Origin of the sequence: Flavobacterium olei, from assembly GCF_039749035.1 — a bacterium.
Lineage (GTDB): Bacteria > Bacteroidota > Bacteroidia > Flavobacteriales > Flavobacteriaceae > Flavobacterium > Flavobacterium olei.
Window position 1 is genome coordinate 106,490 of sequence record NZ_JBDKWC010000004.1, and the last position, 23,213, is coordinate 129,702.

Sequence of the window (23,213 nt, forward strand, 5' to 3'; positions counted from 1 at the left end):
ATTCTCAAAGCCTTTTCCTCATAAAAATAAACTCCAAAGGTTCATCAGAAACCGTAACATGAATTTCGCTTTCGGGAAATGGTTCTCTTTCTCCCGTGTCCACATAACCATGACGTTTGTACCACGCAATCAATTCTTCGCGAACTGAAATCACCGTCATAATAATAGAATCCAATCCCAAAGATTTTGCGAAGACTTCTGCTTCTGCCAACATCTTTTTTCCTATGCCGCTATTTTGGAGTTCCGGAGAAACGGTTAACATTCCTAAATACAATTGCTGTCCTTTTTCAATTAGTAAGACTGAACCGATAATTGTATTATTTTCCGTAAACTTCAGAATTGTATTTTTTGGATTAAGAAAAATGGCTGTCATTTCCTCTTCATCAGTTCTTTTTCCTTCTAGTAAATGCGCTTCGGTTGTCCAGCCTTTTTTAGAAGTTTCTCCTCTGTATGCTGAATTTACTAAAGTTGTTAATGCCGGAATATCTTCCAGTAATGCTTTTGTAATCATGTTTTAATAAAGAATTTGAATTGTATCCGGCTTTAGCCGGATGGGCAAAATTAGAATATTAAGAAATGCTTTAGCCAAATTGCATCGTTTTTTTGGCTAAAGCCGAAATGAGATTAAAAATCTAGACCTCCAGCTAAAGCCGGAGACAATTGAAATTGGTCGCTTTAATTTTAATAAATGTAAGGAAATATCTGAAAAATTATTGAAATTTGTAATAGTCCGAAAACAAAACAAAATATGGCAAGAATTCATTTATTCGAATTTGAAGATCAAAGTTGGTTACCCAGTTTTATAAGAAATTGCATGACCGATTTTCTGCAATTCCTTTCTAATAAAACACCCATGTACAAAGGAATTGTGCCAATTATACAAAAAGGATTAAGAGAAACCAACACCAGTCAGATAATAGATTTAGGTTCTGGCGGAGGCGGGGGGTTAATCTGGCTGAATAAAGAATTGACAAAGGATATTCCACATCTAAAAATCCTGCTGACGGATTACTTTCCCAATATTCCCGCTTTTGAACACACTCAAAAACAAGCCGATAATTTCGAATTTATAAAAACCAGAATTGACGCCAGAAATGTTCCCGAAAACCTGACCGGACTCCGGACGCAGTTTTTATCCCTGCATCATTTTAAACCTAAAGATGCACAGCAGATTCTGCAAAACGCTGTTGACTCTAATAGTTCGATTGCGATTTTTGAAGGGCAGGAGCGAAGCTTTCAGAGTATTTTAGCGATGATTTTTTCGCCGATTACAGTTTTGCTTACAACGCCTTTTATAAAACCATTTCATATTGGCCGGATTATTTTTACGTACCTGATTCCGATTGTGCCGATTTTGATTTTGTGGGATGGCGTGGTTTCTTCTTTACGAACGTATTCTGTTGACGAAATGAATGCTCTGGTTGCTAATTTAAATAACGCAGCAAATTTTAACTGGGAAATTGGAAGGGTGAAATCAGGGCCAACTAAGATTTTGTATTTGTTGGGTACGAAGAAATAGAAGGTACTTTGTTGTTTAATCAATTGCGTCTAGCTTTAGCTGGATGATACAATTAAATAGTTAAGAAAAGTGGTTGAACTTTACGAACGTTTGGTGCAAGCTGAAAAAGATAAAGTGGAGTATTTGGAGAAATTACTGAATGGGAAATAATCGTTTTTTTGAAGATATATTGAATTGAGAAGAGACCTTTGTGAGGTCTCTTTTTTTTTGTTTTGTTTCTTACCTCATATTTCTAGCGAGAGTAATTTCTAATTTTAAGTATTTATCCATTATTAATATTTAATCATTAAATTTTAAAGAATTGAATAAATCATAGATAAGATCATTTTCATTGGCAGGTTTTTTGTTTTCTGATTCCTTTAGTTCTTGATCTTCGATATATGAATTAAGACTTCCATCGATATAACTGACTCTTTGTGGATAATAACCATCAGGAAATTCATCGCGATTATAATAATAATCTTGCTCGCCTTCTAATTTTTCAATCATTTTTTCTACTTCTTTTCTATTTTCATACGTATCAAATCCAAAATCGGTTTCCATTGATTTTAGCTCATCGTTAATACTTTGAATGGTTGAAATTTCTTCACTATCAGAAGCTGATTGCATAAGACTAGATACAACATCATAGTAAATTTCATATAGATTATCTTGGTTATTTTCTTCAAATAATTCAAATTTGTTAGGAAATGTTGCTTGGATAGATGATAAAACACTTAAGTCTTCATAATACCAAATACTCGACAATATATTTTCTAATATTTTTTCGATATCAAAATTTTCTTCATCAGCAAAAATGCATAACAAATTTGAAAATTCATTAACGGATTTATTTGATATTTCTTTGGAATAAATAAATTTTGAAAATTCAGAATTAATAAATTCTGTAATTGTATCGTTATTCTTAAAAGAATAATAAATTAAATGAAGTTTATTTATAGTGATATCAGTTTGAGTTGATTTAGAATATCTTATAGTAGTGGACTCAAATTGAATATCATTAAAATTTTCGATAATGCTATCCTCCAATAGCTTAAGATGACTAGTATTTAGTTTTATTTTTAAATTAGGGTTTGACTTTTTTTCAGTTGTAAATATTTCGAATGCAGGCTTTAAAAATTTTATCGCTTTAATTATGTAGTCCTTAGCAATTGAATCTTTATTAATATAACTAACTAAAAAATCTTGAATTGATGGATTTTGATACTTAATTACTAACTTTCCAGCATAATTTTTATTTATTTGAATCATAGAGTTTTCTAATTCTCGTAAAGCTAATTTGTAAGTATAATGATTAATAGTATTGTAGGTATTTGAATTTCTGGCTTGAAATGTTTCTACTTGTTTAAAAAGTTGATCATAACTTATTTCACTGCCTACTATTAGAAGCGAATTTAAAACTATTCGTGACGTATCAGTTATCTGATTTTCATATACATGATTCCAAATTAAAAAAGGAGAATCAAATAATTTAATTAATTCTTTTGGAAATTCTAGAGAAGAAGACTCTCTCCAAAATTTATGGTTTGTAAAAGTTTCAATTATTCTAGGGTTATAGTTTGAATGATTTATAATAGATAATAAAAAATTTTGTTTAATTATTTCATCAATGTATTCGAAAGGAACTTTATTGTATAACAAATGGTTGTACAGAATCTGTGCTTTGACTAATTTGGAGTATCTTGATATGTCTAATATGCATTTCGCCAACTCTTGATCTAATATATCAAATTTTTGTTGCGCCTGATTAAGTATATATTCTCTTGTAGTAAAAATTAAAAAATGGGTGCTTGATTTTTTTATCTTATTTATAAATCGTACAATTTTTTTTTCGTCATTTAGAGCAATCGAATTATGAAGAAAATTTCTTCCTAAAAAATCGTCAAATAAAAAAATCTGCTTTTTATTTTCATTATACATTTTAAATGCGTCATCAATACTATCTGATAGATAAATAAATTCATGATTAGGTTCACTTAAAAAACTAAACACAAGCATTTCCGCTAAAGTTGTTTTTCCAATACCAGGAGAACCAGAAATAATAACATATTTATTTAGGTTTAATATGTTTAAAGCTTCATTAAAACTTTCATTTTGGACATATACTTCTAGTTTTTCAAAAATTTCTTCTTGTGAAAAACTACTTTGATTTGCTATTTGATTATTAAATATTTCGTTTAAAATGTCAGTGCTTGAAAGCCAAAGTTTAAAGAAGTTTTTTTCTACAGAAGGGAATTTATTTAGTAAATTATTAAGATCTTCTTTACCTAAAATGTCGTCATCATATTTTATAAAGGGATCGAATAAATTCTTAATTTTCACTTTATGCTGGGGAGATAGGGAAACACTAGTTGACAGAATATATCTTTCTGGCTTTAATTTTTTGACTTTATCTACTTCCTTTTTTAAGTTTGTAAATAAGTTATTGAAATTTTTATATCGCTTTGCTTGTATTATCAATAGTTTTCCTTTCGAACATCTTAGATCAATTCCCTGATCACTTCCTTCTCCAAAAGATTCTAGAAAAATATTAAGATGTAATTGTAGTAAGTCCCTTGTTAAAAGTTCAAATTCATATGGAGAGAGAATATTGAAATCGTAATTTTTCATCTTTAGAAAGTGGCTTTTGAAATTAGATAGTTATCAAACTTAATAATTTCTCTTACATTATGCTAATCTAAATCTATAAAATAGAAATCACAAATTTCAAGAAATTGAATTCTTTGAATTTGTGATTTTAAAATTTTTATAAAAGAAAAAATCTACCCCAAGAAACTTTTCAACTCCTCATAACTCCCAATCTTCACACTAACTTTCTTCTCATTAATAATACTCTCAATCTGCGCCGGAATCGGAAGTGTAATTCCTAGTGCCGGTTCAACCACATCTAAGAATTTAATTGGGTGAGCGGTTTCTAAGAAAATACCAATGGCGTTCGGGTATTTTTCAAGCTCTTTTTTCAAGCCTAAATAGCCAACAGCGCCGTGAGGTTCTGCAATGTAACCGTCGGTGTTGTAAATTTGTTTCATGGCTTGTAGCGTTTCTTCGTCGGTGTAGCTGTACGAAGAGAAATCTTTTTCAAAAGCCTTTAAATCATTGTTGTATAATTCCTGAATTCTAATAAAGTTACTTGGGTTTCCAACATCCATGGCGTTAGAAATGGTTGCTTTAGAAGGTTTTGGGTCGTATTTTCCGTTTGCTAAGAATCTTGGCACCGTATCGTTTACGTTTGTAGACGCTACGAAATGTTCAATTGGCAAACCTAATTTCTTTGCCATAATTCCGGCGCAGATATTCCCGAAGTTTCCGCTTGGACAAGAGAAAACCAATGGTTTGTTTTGGCTTTTCAACGCTTTGTAAGCAAAGAAGAAATAAAACATTTGCGGTAACCAGCGTGCAATATTAATAGAATTCGCCGAAGTCAGGTTTTTGTGTGCTAAAGTTTCGTCTAAAAATGCTTTTTTCACCATATCTTGGCAATCGTCAAAAACACCGTCAACTTCCAAAGCTTTAATGTTTTGTCCTAAAGTCGTCAATTGTTTTTCCTGAATGTCGCTTACTTTTCCAGACGGATATAAAATCACAACGTCAACACCGTCAACGCCTAAAAATCCGCTCGCAACCGCTCCGCCTGTATCGCCGGAAGTGGCTACCAAAACCGTATTTTTAGCGTCTTTTTTATCTTTATTAAAATAGCCCAGACAACGTGACATAAATCGCGCTCCAACGTCTTTAAACGCCATCGTCGGTCCGTGAAATAATTCTAACGAGTAAATTCCGTTTTCAACTTTTACAACAGGAAAATCAAAAACCAAAGTATCAGCAATGATTTCTTTTAATTTGGCTTCCGGAATTTCATCGCCCACAAATTGTTTGATCGCTTCAAAAGCAATTTCTTCGTGGCTTAAACTTTCGATTTTATCAAAAAAAGAAGAATTAAGAGGCGTAATGCTTTCCGGGAAATATAATCCTTTATCGCTCGCCAATCCTTGTATTACCGCTTCCTGAAAAGAAACTTTAGGGGCATTATGGTTTAAACTGTAGTATTTCATTGTTTTTTTGTTTAGTACTTAGTTTTTTAGTACTTAGTCCTTAGTTTTTTTAGTTTCTAGTTCTTAGTCCTTATTTCTTAGTCTAAACCTTTAGCTTTTTAGGCTAAGGACTAAAAGCTAAGGACTAAGGACTCTCTAAATAATTCGTACTCCGTCAGGATTAATCTTCGAAACATGAATTTCATACGGTAAATTCATTTTTTCGTAAACGTCGCTCATGGCTTTTGCGATTTGATCTGCGGTGTTTTTTCCTCGGCTTAAAGCGAAAATCGAAGGACCGGAACCTGAAATTCCAGAACCTAAAGCGCCGTTTTCTAAAGCCGTTTGTTTGATTAAATCAAATCCCGGAATCAAAACACTTCTTAAAGGCTCAACGATTTCGTCATGAAGCGAACGGCCAATTAATTCGTAATCTTTGGTGTAAAGACCCGCAATCAATCCGCCGACATTTCCCCATTGCATAATGGCACTTTTTAGCGAAACCGTTTGTTTTAAAACCGAACGAGCGTCAGAGGTTTTTAATTCAATTTGAGGATGAACCACCGTCGCAAACAATTCTTCCGGACTATCAATTCTGATAATGTCCAGCGGAGCATAACTTCTTACCAAAGTAAAACCGCCTAAAAGGGCAGGAGCAACGTTATCTGCATGTGCGTTTCCACTCGCTAATTTCTCGCCCTGCATCGCAAACTGAACTAAATCTTTTCGCGAATACGGTCTTCCTAACAATTCATTAATTCCGAAAACCGCACCGGCTGAACTTGCAGCGCTGCTTCCGATTCCGCTTCCGGCTTTGATGTTTTTATAAATTTCGATTTCAAATCCAAAATCCAATTCGTCTAAAGTCGCTAACATTGCCAAAGCTGCAACTCCGGAAACATTTTTCTCTGTTTCAAGAGGCAAATCGGCACCAACGATTTTAGTAATTCGAACTCCTTTCTGATCTGATTTCCGAACGATCATTTCGTCACCCGCATTGTCTAAGCAAAGTCCAAGTACGTCAAATCCGCATGAGAGATTTGCGATTGTAGCGGGACAGAATAATTTTATTTCTTTCATTTTTATAGGTTCAGAGGGGCAAAGGCTCAGAGGTTCAGAGGTTTTGCCAATCATTAGTTTTTGTTTTTTAGATTCAAAGGTTTAAAGGTTTAAAGAAAAAAACTTTGCACCTTTGTCACTTTGCACCTTTGTACCTTTTTTAAACATTTCCAATACGAATTACATCTGCAAAAATCCCTGAAGCCGTAACTGCAGCACCGGCTCCGGCGCCTTTGATTAATAAAGGCTGATCTACATAACGATCGGTGTAGAAAAGCACGATATTGTCTTTTCCTTCCAGATTATAAAACGGATGATCTTTTGGGATAAACTGCAGGCCAACGCTTGCTTTTCCGTTTTCGAATTGCGCTACGTATTTCAATCTTGAATCTTTGGCTAAAGCTTCTTTATAAATATTCTCAAAATGCGGTGCATGTTTGATTAACGATGCAAAGAAATCTTCGTTGTTCGTTGTTGCCAGACATTCTGCCGGTAAAAACGATTCGTTTGCAATGGCATCAATATCCATTTCGTAACCGCTTTCGCGAATTAAAATCAGGATTTTACGCGCAACGTCGATTCCGCTAAGGTCAATTTTTGGATCCGGTTCCGTAAAACCTTGTACTCCGGCCTCTTTTACCACATCGTGAAAAGAATTATTCTCATCAAAATTGTTGAAAATAAAGTTTAAACTTCCTGATAAAACCGCCTGAATTTTATGCACTTTATCACCAGAAGCGATTAAGTTTTTTACGGTATCAATAATCGGTAATCCCGCACCAACATTCGTTTCAAACAAAAACGGAGCGTTGTATTGACGAGAAAGATTTTTTAGTTTTTTATAATTATCATATGCAGAAGAACAGGCAATTTTATTACAAGTTACAACGGCAATACTTTGTTTTAAGAACTCTTCGTAAGTTTCAGAAACCGTTGCATTTGCTGTAATATCCACAAAAATACTGTTGCGTAAATTTAGTTCTTTGGCACGTTCTATAAAAGCTTCTTTGTTGGCTGGTTCGCCTTTATCCAAATCAGACTGCCATTCTTTTAAAGAAATTCCGTCTTCATCAAAAAGCATTTTTCTGGAGTTGGATAAAGCGATAACGCGCACATTAATTTTTAAATTCTCCTTTAAGAATTTCTTTTGGTTGTGAATCTGCTCGATGAATTTCTCCCCTACATTTCCAACACCCATTACAAACAAATTCAGCTGTTTGGTATTTTCTTCAAAGAAATTTTCGTGTAAAGTATTCAACGCTTTCTTAACGTCTCTTTCATTAATTACAGTCGAAATATTACGTTCAGATGCACCTTGAGCAATCGCACGAATGTTTACATTGTTTTTTCCTAAAGTGCTGAACATTCTTCCGCTCAGACCCTGGTGATTTTTCATGTTTTCGCCTACCAAAGCAATAATGCAAAGGTCTTTTTCTACGTAACAAGGATCGATTTTGTTTTGAGCAATTTCAATTTCAAAGGCGCTGTTAATGGCAGCTTCGGCATTATCGGCATCCGAATTTAAAATTCCGATACAAATAGAATGCTCAGAAGAAGCCTGAGTGATAAAAATTACGTTGATTTTTTCCTGAGACAATACTTCAAACAAACGTCGGGAAGAACCTGCAACACCAATCATTCCGGGACCTTCGAGAGTCAGTAACGAAATATGATCGATATGACTGATTCCTTTTACAACCGTATCTTTTGTAGAAACATGATCGGAAATTAAAGTTCCTTCGGCTTCAGGTTCGAAAGTATTTTTGATTAAAATCGGAATATTTTTTCTTAAAACCGGCTGAATTGTTGGCGGATATAAAACTTTGGCACCAAAATGCGACAACTCCATTGCCTCTTGATATGAAATAGTAGCAATCGGACGGGCTTGTTTTACAATTTTTGGGTTGGCAGTAAACATTCCGTTTACGTCAGTCCAGATTTCCAGTTGTTCGGCGTCAAGCGCTCCGGCGATAATCGCTGCGGTATAATCAGATCCGCCGCGGCCGAGTGTTGTAGTTATGCCGTCGGGAGTCTGTGCAATAAATCCGGGTAAAATTTGAATTTGAGTTTCGCTTTGTCCAAAATATTCCTGAATCAAACTGTTAGAAACTTCAAAGTTTACTGTGGCTTTACCGTAATTATTATCTGTTTTTATCAATTCCCTGCTGTCTTTGTAGGCAGCATTTTTATTAATTTGCTGATACGCCTGCGCAATAATGTAAGACGAAAGTAATTCGCCAAAACTTAAAATTGTATCGGCAGTTCTCGGAGATAATTCGCCTAACAGAAAACAACCGTCAAGTAAAGTTTCTAAGTGGTTTATAATTCTTTTTACATGACTTAAAAGACTGCTTTGCTCGCTTACCGGAATTAATTCTTTTAAAGTGTCAAGGTGTTTTTTCTCTATTTCGGCAACAATTTCCCTGAAACTTTCGTCATTAGAGGCTGCTTTTGCCGCTGCAGACTGCAATAAATCGGTTACTTTGCTTAAGGCAGAAACTACTACAACCAGTTGGTTCTGTTGCGATTTTTGTTTAACAATTTCTAGAACGAGCTTTATATTTTGAGCATTGGCAACTGAAGTTCCTCCAAATTTTAATACTTTCATTTTTGATATTTTTTCTAAGGTGCCTTGGTTCTGAGTAACAAAGGTTCAAAGATTATTAACTGTGAACTGAACTGAAAACTGCGGCTTTTTTATTTCTTTTTCTTTTTATGCAAATATTTTTATGTATCCAATGCCTTTCTTCTTTTTAGAAAAAAGTATAGATAACCAGGATTATATGTAAAAATGTATACCCCTAAGGGGTAGTAGTTGTTGTAGTAGAAATAAAGGTAACAGCGATTGCAACTCCTGTTTGAGTTGTCATTGCAGATTGATATGTAGTGCTGTTACTTTTCATTTTGATTTTTCAAAAGTACAGCTTTTTAGAAAAGGTAAAAACTTAAAAAGTCTTTTTGCGAATATTTTAATAATTCAAATCTCATCAATTCAATATTGAGCATTTGGTAAAATTAGATATGTTAAGTTATCGTTTTAATAGATTTTGAACAGCCTTTAATACATGTTTCTGCACTTTTAAACTTAATTTTGGTGCTCAAATCAGCTTCAAAAGCAATAATTTAGATTTAGAAATAAATAAAACTATATATTATTCACAATTGAATTTTTAATTATTGTGATAAATTGTTGCTTTTTAATGTTGATTTGTTGAATTTTGGCGTTTTAAATTTAAAATCATCATGAGAGAGATTCATTATATAAGTACCGAAACTATAACTTTAGAGACGTTGCACGAAATTTTGAGTTATAACAAAACACTCGAACTATCTGAAGAAGCAAAGGTAAATGTTCAGAAATGCCGTGATTATCTCGATAAAAAAATGGCTTCACATTCTGAACCAATTTATGGCATTAATACTGGTTTTGGATCACTTTACAGTGTAAAAATCTCGAATGAAAACTTATCCAAACTTCAGGAAAATTTAGTCAAATCGCACGCTTGTGGAACAGGAGATGAAGTTCCGTCAGAAATTGTAAAGATGATGCTTTTGCTTAAAATCCAGTCTTTAAGTTACGGACATTCCGGAATTCAGCTCAAAACGCTGGAACGTTTGGTGGATTTTTATAATCATGATATTTTACCTGTTATTTATACGCAGGGATCACTTGGAGCTTCGGGAGATTTAGCCCCTTTGGCCCATATGTCACTACCGCTTATTGGTGAAGGTGAAGTGTTGTTTGAAGGTAAAAAGACAACTTCAAAAGAGGTTTTAAAACATTTTAATTGGGAACCAATCGTTCTAATGTCTAAGGAAGGTCTGGCATTATTGAACGGAACACAATTTATGAGTGCTTACGGAGCCCATATTTTAATAAAAGCATATAAATATTCGTATTTAGCAGATTTAATCGGAACAATTTCTTTGGAAGGATTTGATGGAAGAATCGAGCCGTTTAACGAATTGATACATTATATACGTCCGCACAAAGGACAAATTGTTACTGCGCAAAGGATAAACGAGTTTTTAGACGGAAGTGAGATAATTGTTCAGGAAAAGAAACATGTCCAGGATCCTTATTCTTTCCGCTGCATGCCACAGGTTCATGGCGCTTCTAAGGATGCTATTGATTATGTTCGGAAAGTATTCAAAACAGAAATCAATTCTGTTACCGATAATCCGAATATTTTTATAGAAGCCGATCAGATTATTTCGGGAGGAAATTTCCACGGACAGCCATTGGCTTTAGCTTTAGACTTTATGGCAATTGCTTTGGCAGAATTAGGAAGTATTTCAGAGAGACGGACTTATCAGTTAATTTCAGGATTGCGTAATCTTCCCGCTTTTTTGGTAGATAATCCGGGACTGAATTCAGGATTTATGATTCCGCAATACACTGCTGCCAGTATTGCAAGTCAGAACAAACAATTAGCAACTCCTTCCAGCATTGATAGTATTGTGTCGAGCAACGGGCAGGAAGATCATGTGAGCATGGGCGCAAACGGAGCTACAAAAGCTTTAAAAGTAATGGAAAATCTGGAGCGTATACTGGCGATAGAATTATTGAACGCTTCTCAGGCAATTGCGTACAGGGCGCCTTTAAAATCGAGTGATTTTATAGAGATGTTTTTAGCCAGTTACAGACAGGAAGTACCATTGATTAAGGAAGATAGGATCTTACATTATGATATTGAAAAGACGGTTTCGTTTCTGTCTAGTTTTCAAATAGAAAACGATTTGTTAACAATGGCTTAACATTGCTGAATATTATTGAAGTAATTTTGCACTATCAAAAATAAACAAATGTCAATAAACAGTATTTTCCAATTTTTAGTGCCGAAGGACAAAAAATTCTTTCCACTTTTTGAAGAAGCTTCAAGCAATTTAATTGAATTAGCTTCTAACTTACACGAAGCTGTAAATTTACCATTAAAAGAAAGAGAAGTCCTTTTTCAGAAAATTGACGAATTAGAACAAAAAGGAGAAGACATTACCCGCCAGACTAATTTAGAGTTGAGCAGAAATTTTATTACTCCATTTGATAGAGAAGATATTCATACATTGATTACTTCAATTGACAACGTTGCCGATTATCTACATGGTGCAGCAAGTCGTATGAGATTGTATCAGGTTGACAAGATTACAAAATCTATCCGAAAAATGACAGAAATCAACCTTGAGGCTTGTCAGAACATTGATAGTGCTGTAAAAGAGTTAAGCAACCTGAAAAACATGAATGTTATTAAAGATGCTTGTGCCAGAATTAATAAATTGGAAAACAAATCTGATAACGTTTACAACAAAGCCGTTTTCGAAATCTTTGAAAACGAAACCGACGCTAAAAACATTATTAAGTATAAAGAAGTATTGTCTGTTCTGGAATCTGCTACAGACAAATGTAAGAGTGTGGCTAATATCTTAGAATCTATTTCTGTAAAACACTCTTAATTAATTTATTTCATTCTGAAGTTATAATTTATGACTATACTTATAATTATTATAGTATTAGCTTTAATTTTTGATTACATCAATGGTTTTCATGATGCAGCAAATGCTATCGCTACAGTTGTCGCTACAAAAGTTTTAACGCCATTTCAGGCCGTTTTATGGGCTGCGTTTTTTAACTTTTTGGCCTATTGGGTTTTCGGTTTTGGTGTTGCAGATACTGTAGCTAAAACTGCAGACACAATGCAAATAGACCTTGTTGTAATTTTAGCCGGGGTTATTGCCGCAATTTGCTGGAATCTTTTAACATGGTGGCTTGGAATCCCTTCCAGTTCTTCTCATACCTTAATTGGTGGTTTTGCGGGTGCGGCAATTGCGCACGCTATAGCAGTTCACGGATTTTCTGGATATGTTGGGACAGACGGAACAACACATTACTGGTATGATATAGTAAGCTGGTACAAAGCCGGCAAAGACGGAGGAATGCCTTCCGGAGTTCTTATTATTATCGCATTTATTGTGTTAGCACCGTTATTAGGAGCTTTGGCATCGTATTTAATTTCGATCTGGCTTTTAAATGCTTCACGTAAAAATATCGGTCCAAAAATATTTACCGTGCTTTTAATGATCGCAACTATTTGGTTTGTGTATACCCAAATGATTCCTTATGAAGAAATTATAAAAGACGGACATAAACCTCGTTTTGCCTCTTCAGAATTTTGGAGCGTTGCCTTAGAACCACATAATATTAAATGGCTTTTGGTTGCCTTTATTGTATTGACAGTAAGTGCATTCTGCTTAATATTTAGCAGTTTGAACATCCATCAGGCAGATGGTGCTTTAAAGAAAATGCAATTGCTTTCTTCAGCAGCTTTTAGTTTAGGTCATGGAGGAAACGATTCTCAAAAAGTAATGGGAATTATTGCTGCAGCAGTTGTGGTATACATTAATACAAATCCGGGAGTACATATGGCTTCCTGGTTAGACGTAGCCCTGCCATCTGAAGATGGCGCTTTTAAAATGCCAACCTGGATTCCGTTAGCGTGTTATTCTGCAATTGCAGCAGGAACATTAAGCGGTGGATGGAAAATTGTAAAAACAATGGGTTCTAAAATTACAAAAGTAAGTTCGTTTGAAGGGGTAGCAGCAGAAACTGCAGGAGCTTTGACACTTTACTTTACCGAACACTTAAAAATACCGGTAAGTACAACGCATACTATTACAGGTTCTATCATCGGGGTTGGATTAACAAAACGTGTATCTGCTGTAAGATGGGGAGTAACAGTAAGCTTAATCTGGGCCTGGATATTAACCATTCCTATTTCAGCTTTATTAGCTGGATTGGTTTACTTTATCCTGAGTGTTTTTATTTAAATAAATTTATATTTATAATATATAAAAAGCCGTTTTCAATTTGAAAACGGCTTTTTTTTGTTTTAAGGTAAACATTGTTATGAAATGTCGTAAAATATTAGTTTAAAAACTTTTGCAAGTAATTAATTAAATTTTACAGGTGGATTTTTGTAAAATTATTTAATAATAAAAAGTATTATAATTTAATTGAATAGGAAATTTATGAATGTGGCTTGGTGGAAAATGTAGTTTTGTTTTATGATAGATTGATAATTGGGAATATTGAAAAGACAAGGTAGATTTTATTATTGATGTAAAATTTGTTCAAAAAATGAATTTTTCCCAAGATTAGATTCTTCTATTAGTTTTACTATGATAACAGATAACGCTGATCCATAAATAAAAATCGATTTTCAGAATGTAGTGGTAGCCTAAAAGGCTGAAAAATATACCGAAAATCAATTTAAGCAAATTGGATTTAAAAGTGAAAAAACTCAATTAACATCTTTAGAAGCTGCGATTTCACCTGCAAAAAAAGCACTTGGGATTGGTATTTTTGCAGGATTATTAACTAGTTATGTTTATAGTTTGCAAAGGGATGATATGCAGCAAAGAAGAGTTAAAGGCTACGTGCTTTTATTTCGAAAATTAGCTGAGCCAATAGGTTACTTGCCTTTTCTAATCGTGACAATCGTATTGGTTTTTGTTTGTTTGTTCTTTGTTCTCAAAAGAATGTTAAATCCTCCTTTTAAAATTAGTGTGGTAAAAATGTAGAGTATAATTCTATGTTTCTTGATAAAATTGATAAAGAACAGCTTTGGTTGTTCTTTTTGTGTTTCTAATAAAAAGTTTTACTTATGAAAAAAAAATGGTTTTTATATTTTTTCCTCGCATTCGTAGCTACGAATTATGCGCAAAGTAATAATTCACAAGAAAAATTTATTAGGGTGGTTAAAAATAAACAGTATGGTCTGTTTAACACACAAGGAAAGGAAATTTTACCACTAATGTATGATGATATTTTTACTGGTAACAAAAATGGTAATGAAATTAGGTTGAGATTAGATAGGGAAGAATTCATATTGAATAACAATACTCACAAGATTCAAAAAAATCAAATTACAACAATGCCATATGAGCAGGTAAGTAAATTTAGTGAAGACTTAGCTGTAATAAAAATAAATGATAAATATGGTTATGTAGATAGATTAGGTAATGTAGTAATAGAAGCTATATACACAATAGCTAATAGTTTTTCAGAAGGACTGGCAATGGTTGCATTGGATAATAGAAAGTATGGATTTATTGATAAGACAGGTAAAATTGTTATTCCCCTTGAATACGATAATAATTATGGATTTTTAAATCAATTTACACTTCAAAGTAAAAACAATAAGTTAGGACTTATGAATGCTCCTGGCAAAGAAATTACGGAATTTAAATATAATAATATCTCAACTTCATCAAATGGAATTTTGACTGTTAAAATAGGAGAAAAATTTGGATTAATTGACAAAACGGGTCAGGAGATTACTCCGGTTAAATATGATGATATTAGATTTTTCGTTGATAGCTTAGCGGTAGTAAGAGAAGGTGATAAATTTAGTTTAATTAATAAAGGTGGTCGCGAGATTACGCCAGTTAAATATGATTACATTAAATTCGGCAGGGATAGTTTAGGAGTTGTAAAAAAAGGTATCAAATACGGTTATATTAACCAAGCTGGTCAATTGGTTATTCCTTTAAAATATGATTATGCAAATGATTTTTCTGACGGAATCGCAAAAGTAGGGTCAGGGGAGAAATTTGGACTTATTGACGAAACTGGGAAAGAAATAATTAATATAAAGTATAATGAAATTAATTCATTTGAGTGGGATTTGTTACCAGTTAAGTTAAATGACAAATGGGGTATTATTAATAAAAAAGAACAAGAAATTACAGATTTTAAATTTGACAAAATTATTACCTCTTCCAGTCCGTTTTTTATTGTTGGAATAAAAGATTATAACAAAATCGGGAAATCACAATTTTTGTGGGGTATTATTAATAAAGATGGAAAAGAGATTACAGCTACCCGCTATTTGGGTGTAGGAGAGTTAAGAGATGATATGATAAGAGTTGAATATGGGAAAGGGGGTTTTGAAGCTCATATTGATATTGATATCGTATCTATCGTGCAAATACCTGGTAGATGGGGCTTCATCAATGCAGAAGGCAACGAAGTCATAAAACCCCTGTATAACAATGCTAAAGATTTTTCTGAGGGACTTGCTGCTGTGCAGATTATAAAAAATAATAGAATACGGTGGGGCTTTATCGATAAAAAAAACGAAGTAATAATTCCCTTGATTTATGATCGGGTTCAAAACTTTAGAAACGGATTTTCAATGGTTGAATTGAATGGAAAATGGGGGCTTATTAATCAAAACGGAAAAATAATTATTCCGATTGAATATGATGAGATAGATGATTTTGAATTCAGGCCACCTTATCATGATGATTTTGAAATGGATATGCGTACAGATTGGTATGATTGCCAGGAAGATTAAGAAAATAAAAATGACCAGGTGTTTCTAATATAATTCTTTTTCGGGAGTTGTGAATTTGGATTATAATATTGCAATCAGCTTAATTAAATTTTAGACTAAAAAAAATTAAAAAGACATTTATGAAAAAAACTATTTTAGTAATTGTTCTGCTCATTATTTTTATAACAATTAGCAGTTTTAATAAAAACAAAATTGAAAATAAAAATAATTTAGTTTTAAAAAATGATACTATTTATAAGTATGGTTTTATAGATACAAACGGAAATCAAATTACATCCTTAAAATATGATCATGCATGTGCCTTTCCTGATGGTATAGCTAAAGTATGCGAAAATGGCAAATGGGGACTCGTTAATAATCAAGGACGAGAGATCACACTTTTAAAATATGATACTATATATGACTTCATCGATGGAGTTTCAAGAATTAAGCTCAATAATAAATATGGCTTAATTGATAAAGCAGGAAAAGAAATCACTACAATTAAATATGATAATATTGGTCGCTTTGATCATGAAGTTGCTTGTGTAAAAGTTGACGGAAAATGGGGAATTATCAACAAAAAAGGCATCGAAATTACTGGATTACGATATGATTTTATTCAGGATACCACTACGTCTGTTGTTTTATGTTTATATGGAAAAGATAAAATTACATTAACAGATAGAAATTGGAAACCTATTGAATCAAATCCGTTAGGATATTTCAGTGATAGTAAACCTTATTTTAATGGGTCAGGAATTGCCAAAGTTTACTTAGACGGAAAATGGGGATTTATAGATAAAAATGGCAAAGAAATATCTAAGATAAAATACGATTATGTCTTCTTCTTTAGTGAAGGAATGGCAAGGGTTCTGTTAAATGGAAAATGGGGTTTTATTGATGAAACCGGCACAGAGGTTATTCCTTTAATTTATGATTTTAAAGATGAATTTTTTGAATCAAGATCAAGATTCGTTTGTGGAAGCAGTTTTGATGATCGTAAAAATGTTAAGCCTGTTTATGTAGATAGAAGTGGGGAACCAATAGAGTATTATAATTCTGAATTTCTTAACGAACAGCATACCTATTTTAATAACGGCCTGGTGCGTATATATACAAGCAATATATACCCAAACAATATACAAAAAACAGAAAAATCGGAATATTTGTTTTTAACTAAAAAAGGGGATGTAGTTGAAACTACAAAATATGATTCTTTAGCTGTTTTATATTACAATTCTGGACGAACTAAAAAGAGATTCTATTTTGATGATCTGAGAATTGTAGAAAACAGTAAAAATAGAAAATATGGATTTGCAGACACACTTGGTAATATAACCATCCCTACACGATATGATCTTGTTAATAATTTTGAAGATGGAATAGCTGAAGTGGGTTTAAATAGCCAGTATGGTCTAATTAATAAAAAAGGACAAGAAATAACACCGCTTAAGTATAGTACTATCTGGGAATTTAATGATGGAATAGCAATAGTCAATATAGAAAAAGGTTATAATAGAAGGTGGGGAATTATCAATAAAAAAGGAAAAGAATTAACGCCAATAAAGTATGATTTTATAGAAGATTTTAATGAAGGATTGGCAATGGTTCGATTGAATAGTAAAATTGGTTATATAAATAGGAATGGTAAAGAAAAAATACTTCTAAAATATAGTAATGGTGCCTCTTTTAGCGAAGGAATTGCAGAAGTAGCTTATGGCAGAACAGTGGGCTTTATAAATAAAAGAGGTAAAGAACTAACTCCATTTAAATATGATGAAACACAATCTTTTAAAAACGGTTTTGCCAGAGTTAGCGTTAATAAAAAATGGAGTTATATAAATACAATGGGAAAAGAAATTACAGCTTTCAAGTATGATGGAGTGGAAAATTTTATAGCAGGTCTTGCAGTTGTGAAAATTTTGTCAAAGAAAAAAAAGCTGAATTGAAGAAATTCAGCTTTTTTATTTTTTAATAAACCATTATATCTGAGTATACAAAATTCTATACCTGTGACAAAAAAATTCTGATGATTGTAATCTGGTTATAATAATTAAGTGGGAAAATGATCTTTACCTGCGAAATATAGTATTGAAATTTGGAGTTGGCGTAAAATATGAATTCTATAATTAAATTAAAGTATAAGCAGCTTATTCTAATGAGATAAGCAGTATCTATAATGGCAATGAGAAATAATCTGAAACTGATGAAGATTCTTATGAGTATGCTGCTTTTTGTAATTGGTATTAAAATGTCTTAAAGTGACAATTAACAAACTTCTACGGGTTATCGGATTTGTTTAATTATAAGAATTTTGCATCATTGTAATATGATTACTGAGATTATTATAACAATAATATTGTTATAGTAATGGAGATAATCTGTACAATTGATAAAAGATTTAAATGGTTAAAAAAGAATGATATGAAAAGAACTATAATCGCTCTGTGTTTTCTAAGCCTGTTTGTCAGCGTAAATGCACAGCAAAAGAAAAAAGCAACCAAACCTTCTGCTGCTAAAGCCAACACCGAAAGAACAACTGCCGTAAAGGGAATTAATGAACAAAACTATGGTGTTGTAATTGAGTATACAAATAACATTGTTAGTTGTCTTAATAAACAGCAAAAAGAAATTGCAGACCGTCAGGAATATTACACTACATGGTACAATTATTTTGTAAAAAATCAAAGCGGATCTAAGAATAAAGTTATCTATAGTATTTATATTTCTTATGACCTTACGAAAAATAATGCCCGCTGTATAAAAGGAAATGCTCCTGACATTATGGAAGCAGGAGATATCGTTTTTTATGATGAAAATTATAAAACGCTTGCCGAAACATTTCAAAAAATAGCATTGATATGGAATGATATGGGATCTTTTAGTAAACCCAATATTCCTACACTGGAAATTGGTAAAAAGTACTGTCTGGAACTGGAATCCTTATTTGATACATACAATAAGACCCGTGAAAAACTAAGTGCACGTAACAAACAATTACAGAAACAGCTTTTCCCTTATTCTGTGGCAAAATCTCCTTATAAAGTTGCTTACACTTATCTTTACAACGATATGGATGCTATAAAGGAGTTTATAAGTTTATGTTCTGCTTCTGATAATTTGAACAGCACAGCAATAAAAAATTCTTTGGCAGAATTAGAAGGTCCCATTACGGAACATTTATTATATGCAAATGATAATCAGACTCCTTCTAATTATAGAGAGTTTTATGAAATGGCTAGTAAGTATGTAGTGGCAAGCAGCAAAGCTAAAGTGAATGGAAAAGGACTGCAGGCAAAAGATATAGAACAGCTGTGGAGCAATTATAATACCTATTTAATACCAATCTACAATGGTTCTATGAATTAATCTGATTGAAAGATCTTATGTTGGTAAAAATAAAAAAAGCTGAATTGAATAAATTCAGTTTTTTTTATTTTTTAATAAACCAGGATATCTGAGTATACAAAATTCTATACCTGTGACAAAAATTTCTGATGATTGTAATTTGATTGTAATCTGCTTTAATAATTAAGTGGAAAGTGAAATCATTCCTATGAATTAGAATCAGATTGGTAATTTCTGAATTAGAGATAAATAATAAATTGAAAAAAATGAAAAAGACAGCATACACTTTATTGGCAATTATAATTATAAGCGGTTTTGTATATATAGGATTATATATTAAAATAGATACAGCACAATTTGAGAAGGAGTGGGAGTATTCCATCATTATCGACGAAAGTCATGAGAGTCAAACCAATGAAGAAAAAGACATTTTAAAATATGGATTAATTGATAAAAAAGGTAAAGAAGTACTTTTACCAATATATGATGGAGTAGTAGTACATTCAGATTTAATAGTGATAAAATTAAATGGAAAATATGGTTTTTTAGACAAGCTGGGTAAAAAAGTTATAGATTTAAAATATGATGAAGTTGTCGATTATCAGAATTTTTTCAAAGTACGGATTGGTAAAAAATGGGGGGCTCTCAATATTAAAGGACTTGAAATAATTCCTTTGAAATATGATGATGTTGACTACAATTTTAAGTTTTCAATGGTAAAGCTTAATAATAAATGGGGTGTTATCAATCAATTTGGTAAAGTAATAATAGCGTTTAAATATGATGAAATTTATATGTATAATAAAAATTTTTTTATTGTTTATCTTGATGATAAATATGGTTTTATAAATAAGAAAGGTGTTGTTTTAAAGCCTCTAAATTATGAAAGGCTTCTACTTTCATATGAAGATTCATTTAAGGAAGGGTCTGGTATATGGGCTGTCGTAGTAATGTTAAACGGAGAAAAATTTTTAATAGATAACAATTGTAAAGAAATTAAATTGTTAAAGCCGTATGATAAAATTCATACGTTTGTGGATGGAATAGCATTTGTAGTTTATGAAGGTAAATGCGGTTATATAAATAAAAAAGGAAAAGAAGTGATTCCTTTAAATTATGATTATGAAGAGGGGGTTCGGTATGATCCACAGTTCTTTAGTGAAGGATTGGCAGCAGTTTGTAAAAATAAAAAGTGGGGGTTTATTAACGCTAGCGGAAAAATAATTATCCCACTTAAATATGATTATGTTCATCATTTCTCTGAAGGTCTTGCAGGTGTTGTTATAGATGACAAATGGGGATATATAGATAAAACCGGTAAAGAGGTAATTCCACTTCATTATGATTTTGTAGGACATTTTAATGAAGGAATTGGTTGTGTCCAAATTGATAATGAAATTGGTTTTATAAATAAAAAAGGAAAGGCAATAACACCGATAAAATATGATAACACTTTTGGATGGGCATCCGATTGTTTTTTGGATTTTGCATATGGTGTGGCAAGAGTAGAATTAAATGGAAAGTGGGGGTGTATAGATAGAAAAGGAAAAGTTATAATTCCTTTAAAATATGATGTGCTTGATAGATTTTATGATGGTGAAGCACATTTTAAACTGGAAAACAAGTGGGGCTACATAGATAAAACTGGAAAAGTAACCTGTCAAAACAAATATGATGAAGTTTTTTATATTTATAATAGTTTTTATATCACAACAACAAAGACTAATAAGTATGGATTTCCGTTTTATGTCCCTTATAAGGTTGAGGGAATTCCAGCTTTAGTTGATAATGTTAATTTTTAAATGCTTAATCTAAAACTTCTGAAGATTCTTATGAGTATGTTTTCTTTTGTAATGTGTTTGTTTTAAGTTTTTATGATCTTCAGAAATAATGCTGATTGTGCCATCAATTTCCAGCATTGCCAGTTTTACGTTTTTAAAAAATTCAATTCCGTGTTCGCGCATCGCTTCTTTTAGTTCTTCATCAGAAATATCAAGACGGCTCAATGTTTTAAAATCCAGTTTTCCGTCGTGTATTAAGATTTGAGGCTTGTCTAATAATAACTCTCCAATAACTTGGTATTTGCGAATCAGCTTTTTAATAATGAAATTGATTACAAATAGTACTAAAGCTGCAATTAATCCTCCAATTAGACTCGTATCAGGACCAACCATTGCATTCTGAACCGAATTACTGATTAATAAAATCAGGATAATATCGGCGGTATTTAATTGAGAAAGCTCTTTTTTGCCGAAAATCCTCAATGCAATCGTCATGAAAAAATAAACTGCTGCACTTCGTAAAATAATATCCAGGTAAGGAAATAACATCTTTTTTTTATTAAAGTTAAATAAAAAAGCTTTGTCAAAGTTTTAAAACTTTGACAAAGCTGCTAAAATACTTTTCAACTATTAAGTTTAGATGAACTTATTATATGAGCTTAAAATTCTTTTCAATCGCTCTGATCATTTCGCCGGCAATATCTTTATTAGTTGCACCTTCAATTCCCTCAAGTCCAGGGGAAGAGTTTACTTCAAGTAATAATGGCCCTTTAGAGGAACGAATAATATCTACACCTGCCACTTTCAGATCCATAGCTTTTGCAGCCTTAATAGCGATCTTTTTCTCTTCTGCCGTTACTTTAATAACAGAAGCTGTTCCGCCAAGGTGAATATTAGCCCTAAATTCGCCCGGCATCGCCTCACGCTGGATTGCAGCCACAACTTTTCCGTCAATTACAAAACAGCGAATGTCTTTTCCATTTGCTTCTTTGATGAATTCCTGTACAAGAATGTTGGCGTTTAAGCTTTTAAATGCATTGATTACACTTTCTGCTGCCTTTTTAGTTTCTGCTAAAACGACTCCTTTTCCTTGTGTTCCTTCCAATAATTTTACAATTAGGGGAGAACCACCTACCATTTTAATTAAATTATCCGTATCAAGCGGAGAATTAGCAAATCCAGTGGTCGGGATATCAATACCGCTATTCAATAATAATTGTAATGAATATAGCTTATCACGCGATTGTGTGATGGCTGTAGCCGAATTTAAGACAAAAACCTTCAACGCTTCAAACTGACGTGTAAGCGCACAACCATAAAAAGTAATGCTGGGTCTGATTCTTGGAATAATGGCATCAAACTGATTTAAGATTTTTCCGCCTCTGTAATGAATCTCCGGAGTCTTGGCATCCAGTTTCATATAACATTCCTTTATGTTCAGGAAATGCATTTCATGACCCCGCATTTCACCCGCTTCCATGATTCTTTTATTGCTGTATAACTCCGGATTGCTGGCTAAAAGGCCAATTCGTAAACCAGAGCTTGCTTTTTCAGAGTTTTGGTAAAGTTCTTTTAAAGATTCTGTTGTTGGCTGTCCTAAAAGATATTTTTCTTCCGGATCAACCAAAACACGGCCGCTCATTGCCTCACGTCCTAAAAGCATTCTGAAACCCATTGAGTCACGATTGGTCAGTGTCATTTCTATCGGCCATTTTACATCGCCGATTTTCAGGCTTGTCTGGATAACGTAACGGTGTTCTCTAAAACCACTCGAACTTTTTACAATTCTTTTGTCAACAAGCGGTGCTTCACAATGAATTATCGTTTTAATATTATTCTGAATTGGGTTGATATCAAATTTTACCCAATTGGCATCATTTTTAATAAAAGGAGCGATGTTTATGGCGTGCATTGCCGATGTTTTGGCGCCTGAGTCTACGCGAGCCTTAATTGTCGGAATTCCTAATTCGGGAAATGAGCACCATTCTTCGCTGCCTAAAATGACCTTGTTCTGAAGCATACTTTGTTTGTTATTATATAATTTATATTCAAAAATAGCTATTTGCTTTTACTAAAGATAGTAAATTATGCAAAAAAAATACCCGTTATGTTATGAAAACGTAACGGGTAAATTATTTTT

Annotated in this window: 15 protein-coding genes and 1 pseudogene; 9 read left to right on the top strand and 7 right to left on the bottom strand. The window is 32.7% G+C overall.

What is annotated here, in order from left to right:
- Window positions 1–4 precede the first annotated feature (4 nt).
- On the bottom strand, window positions 5–511 hold the full coding sequence (locus ABEB31_RS11400) for a GNAT family N-acetyltransferase (RefSeq protein ID WP_347051789.1): 507 nt from the start codon (window positions 509–511) through the stop codon (window positions 5–7).
- A gap of 237 nt (window positions 512–748) precedes the next feature.
- Here ABEB31_RS11400 and ABEB31_RS11405 point away from each other — a divergent pair, with 237 nt between their 5' ends.
- On the top strand, window positions 749–1,519 hold the full coding sequence (locus tag ABEB31_RS11405; RefSeq protein ID WP_347051790.1) for a hypothetical protein: 771 nt from the start codon (window positions 749–751) through the stop codon (window positions 1,517–1,519).
- Between the two features lie 60 nt (window positions 1,520–1,579).
- Window positions 1,580–1,669, top strand: a pseudogene (locus tag ABEB31_RS11410) (transcriptional regulator); the annotation flags it as partial.
- 129 nt (window positions 1,670–1,798) lie between these two features.
- Here ABEB31_RS11410 and ABEB31_RS11415 read toward each other — a convergent pair.
- The 4 genes from ABEB31_RS11415 to thrA all read right to left on the bottom strand — a co-directional run bounded on the left by ABEB31_RS11415 (window position 1,799) and on the right by thrA (window position 9,217).
- A complete protein-coding gene (locus tag ABEB31_RS11415) occupies window positions 1,799–4,129 on the bottom strand; it encodes an nSTAND3 domain-containing NTPase (protein ID WP_347051791.1) in 2,331 nt (776 codons plus the stop codon).
- Between the two features lie 152 nt (window positions 4,130–4,281).
- Window positions 4,282–5,571 (bottom strand): threonine synthase, encoded by a 1,290-nt coding sequence (gene thrC / locus ABEB31_RS11420; protein ID WP_347051792.1) that lies wholly within the window; start codon window positions 5,569–5,571, stop codon window positions 4,282–4,284.
- 135 nt (window positions 5,572–5,706) lie between these two features.
- Entirely contained in the window at window positions 5,707–6,630 is a 924-nt protein-coding gene (locus ABEB31_RS11425; RefSeq protein ID WP_347051793.1) for a homoserine kinase, read from the bottom strand.
- 139 nt (window positions 6,631–6,769) lie between these two features.
- Window positions 6,770–9,217, bottom strand: coding sequence for a bifunctional aspartate kinase/homoserine dehydrogenase I (gene thrA / locus ABEB31_RS11430; protein ID WP_347051794.1), 2,448 nt, complete (start codon window positions 9,215–9,217; stop codon window positions 6,770–6,772).
- 635 nt (window positions 9,218–9,852) lie between these two features.
- Here thrA and hutH point away from each other — a divergent pair.
- From hutH to ABEB31_RS11465, 7 genes are all read left to right on the top strand, one after another.
- Window positions 9,853–11,367 (top strand): histidine ammonia-lyase, encoded by a 1,515-nt coding sequence (hutH, locus tag ABEB31_RS11435; RefSeq protein ID WP_347051795.1) that lies wholly within the window; start codon window positions 9,853–9,855, stop codon window positions 11,365–11,367.
- Window positions 11,368–11,415: 48 nt separating this feature from the next.
- Window positions 11,416–12,060 carry a DUF47 domain-containing protein gene (locus ABEB31_RS11440; RefSeq protein WP_029269365.1) on the top strand — a complete coding sequence of 215 codons (645 nt, stop codon included), beginning with the start codon at window positions 11,416–11,418 and terminating at the stop codon, window positions 12,058–12,060.
- Window positions 12,061–12,090: 30 nt separating this feature from the next.
- Window positions 12,091–13,431, top strand: coding sequence for an inorganic phosphate transporter (locus tag ABEB31_RS11445; protein WP_347051796.1), 1,341 nt, complete (start codon window positions 12,091–12,093; stop codon window positions 13,429–13,431).
- An 836-nt stretch (window positions 13,432–14,267) separates the two neighbouring features.
- Window positions 14,268–15,962: a WG repeat-containing protein gene (locus tag ABEB31_RS11450; protein WP_347051797.1), complete on the top strand. Its 1,695-nt coding sequence runs from the start codon at window positions 14,268–14,270 to the stop codon at window positions 15,960–15,962.
- A 119-nt stretch (window positions 15,963–16,081) separates the two neighbouring features.
- On the top strand, window positions 16,082–17,893 hold the full coding sequence (locus tag ABEB31_RS11455) for a WG repeat-containing protein (RefSeq protein WP_347051798.1): 1,812 nt from the start codon (window positions 16,082–16,084) through the stop codon (window positions 17,891–17,893).
- Window positions 17,894–18,368: 475 nt separating this feature from the next.
- Window positions 18,369–19,313 (top strand): hypothetical protein, encoded by a 945-nt coding sequence (locus tag ABEB31_RS11460; protein WP_347051799.1) that lies wholly within the window; start codon window positions 18,369–18,371, stop codon window positions 19,311–19,313.
- A 245-nt stretch (window positions 19,314–19,558) separates the two neighbouring features.
- A complete protein-coding gene (locus ABEB31_RS11465) occupies window positions 19,559–21,094 on the top strand; it encodes a WG repeat-containing protein (protein WP_347051800.1) in 1,536 nt (511 codons plus the stop codon).
- A 9-nt stretch (window positions 21,095–21,103) separates the two neighbouring features.
- Here ABEB31_RS11465 and ABEB31_RS11470 read toward each other — a convergent pair whose 3' ends face one another.
- The gene (locus tag ABEB31_RS11470) at window positions 21,104–21,622 is read right to left on the bottom strand and encodes a DUF421 domain-containing protein (protein WP_347051801.1); all 519 of its coding nucleotides are present in this window, start codon (window positions 21,620–21,622) and stop codon (window positions 21,104–21,106) included.
- A 100-nt stretch (window positions 21,623–21,722) separates the two neighbouring features.
- On the bottom strand, window positions 21,723–23,093 hold the full coding sequence (gene rimK, locus ABEB31_RS11475; protein ID WP_347051802.1) for a 30S ribosomal protein S6--L-glutamate ligase: 1,371 nt from the start codon (window positions 23,091–23,093) through the stop codon (window positions 21,723–21,725).
- Window positions 23,094–23,213: the final 120 nt, after the last annotated feature.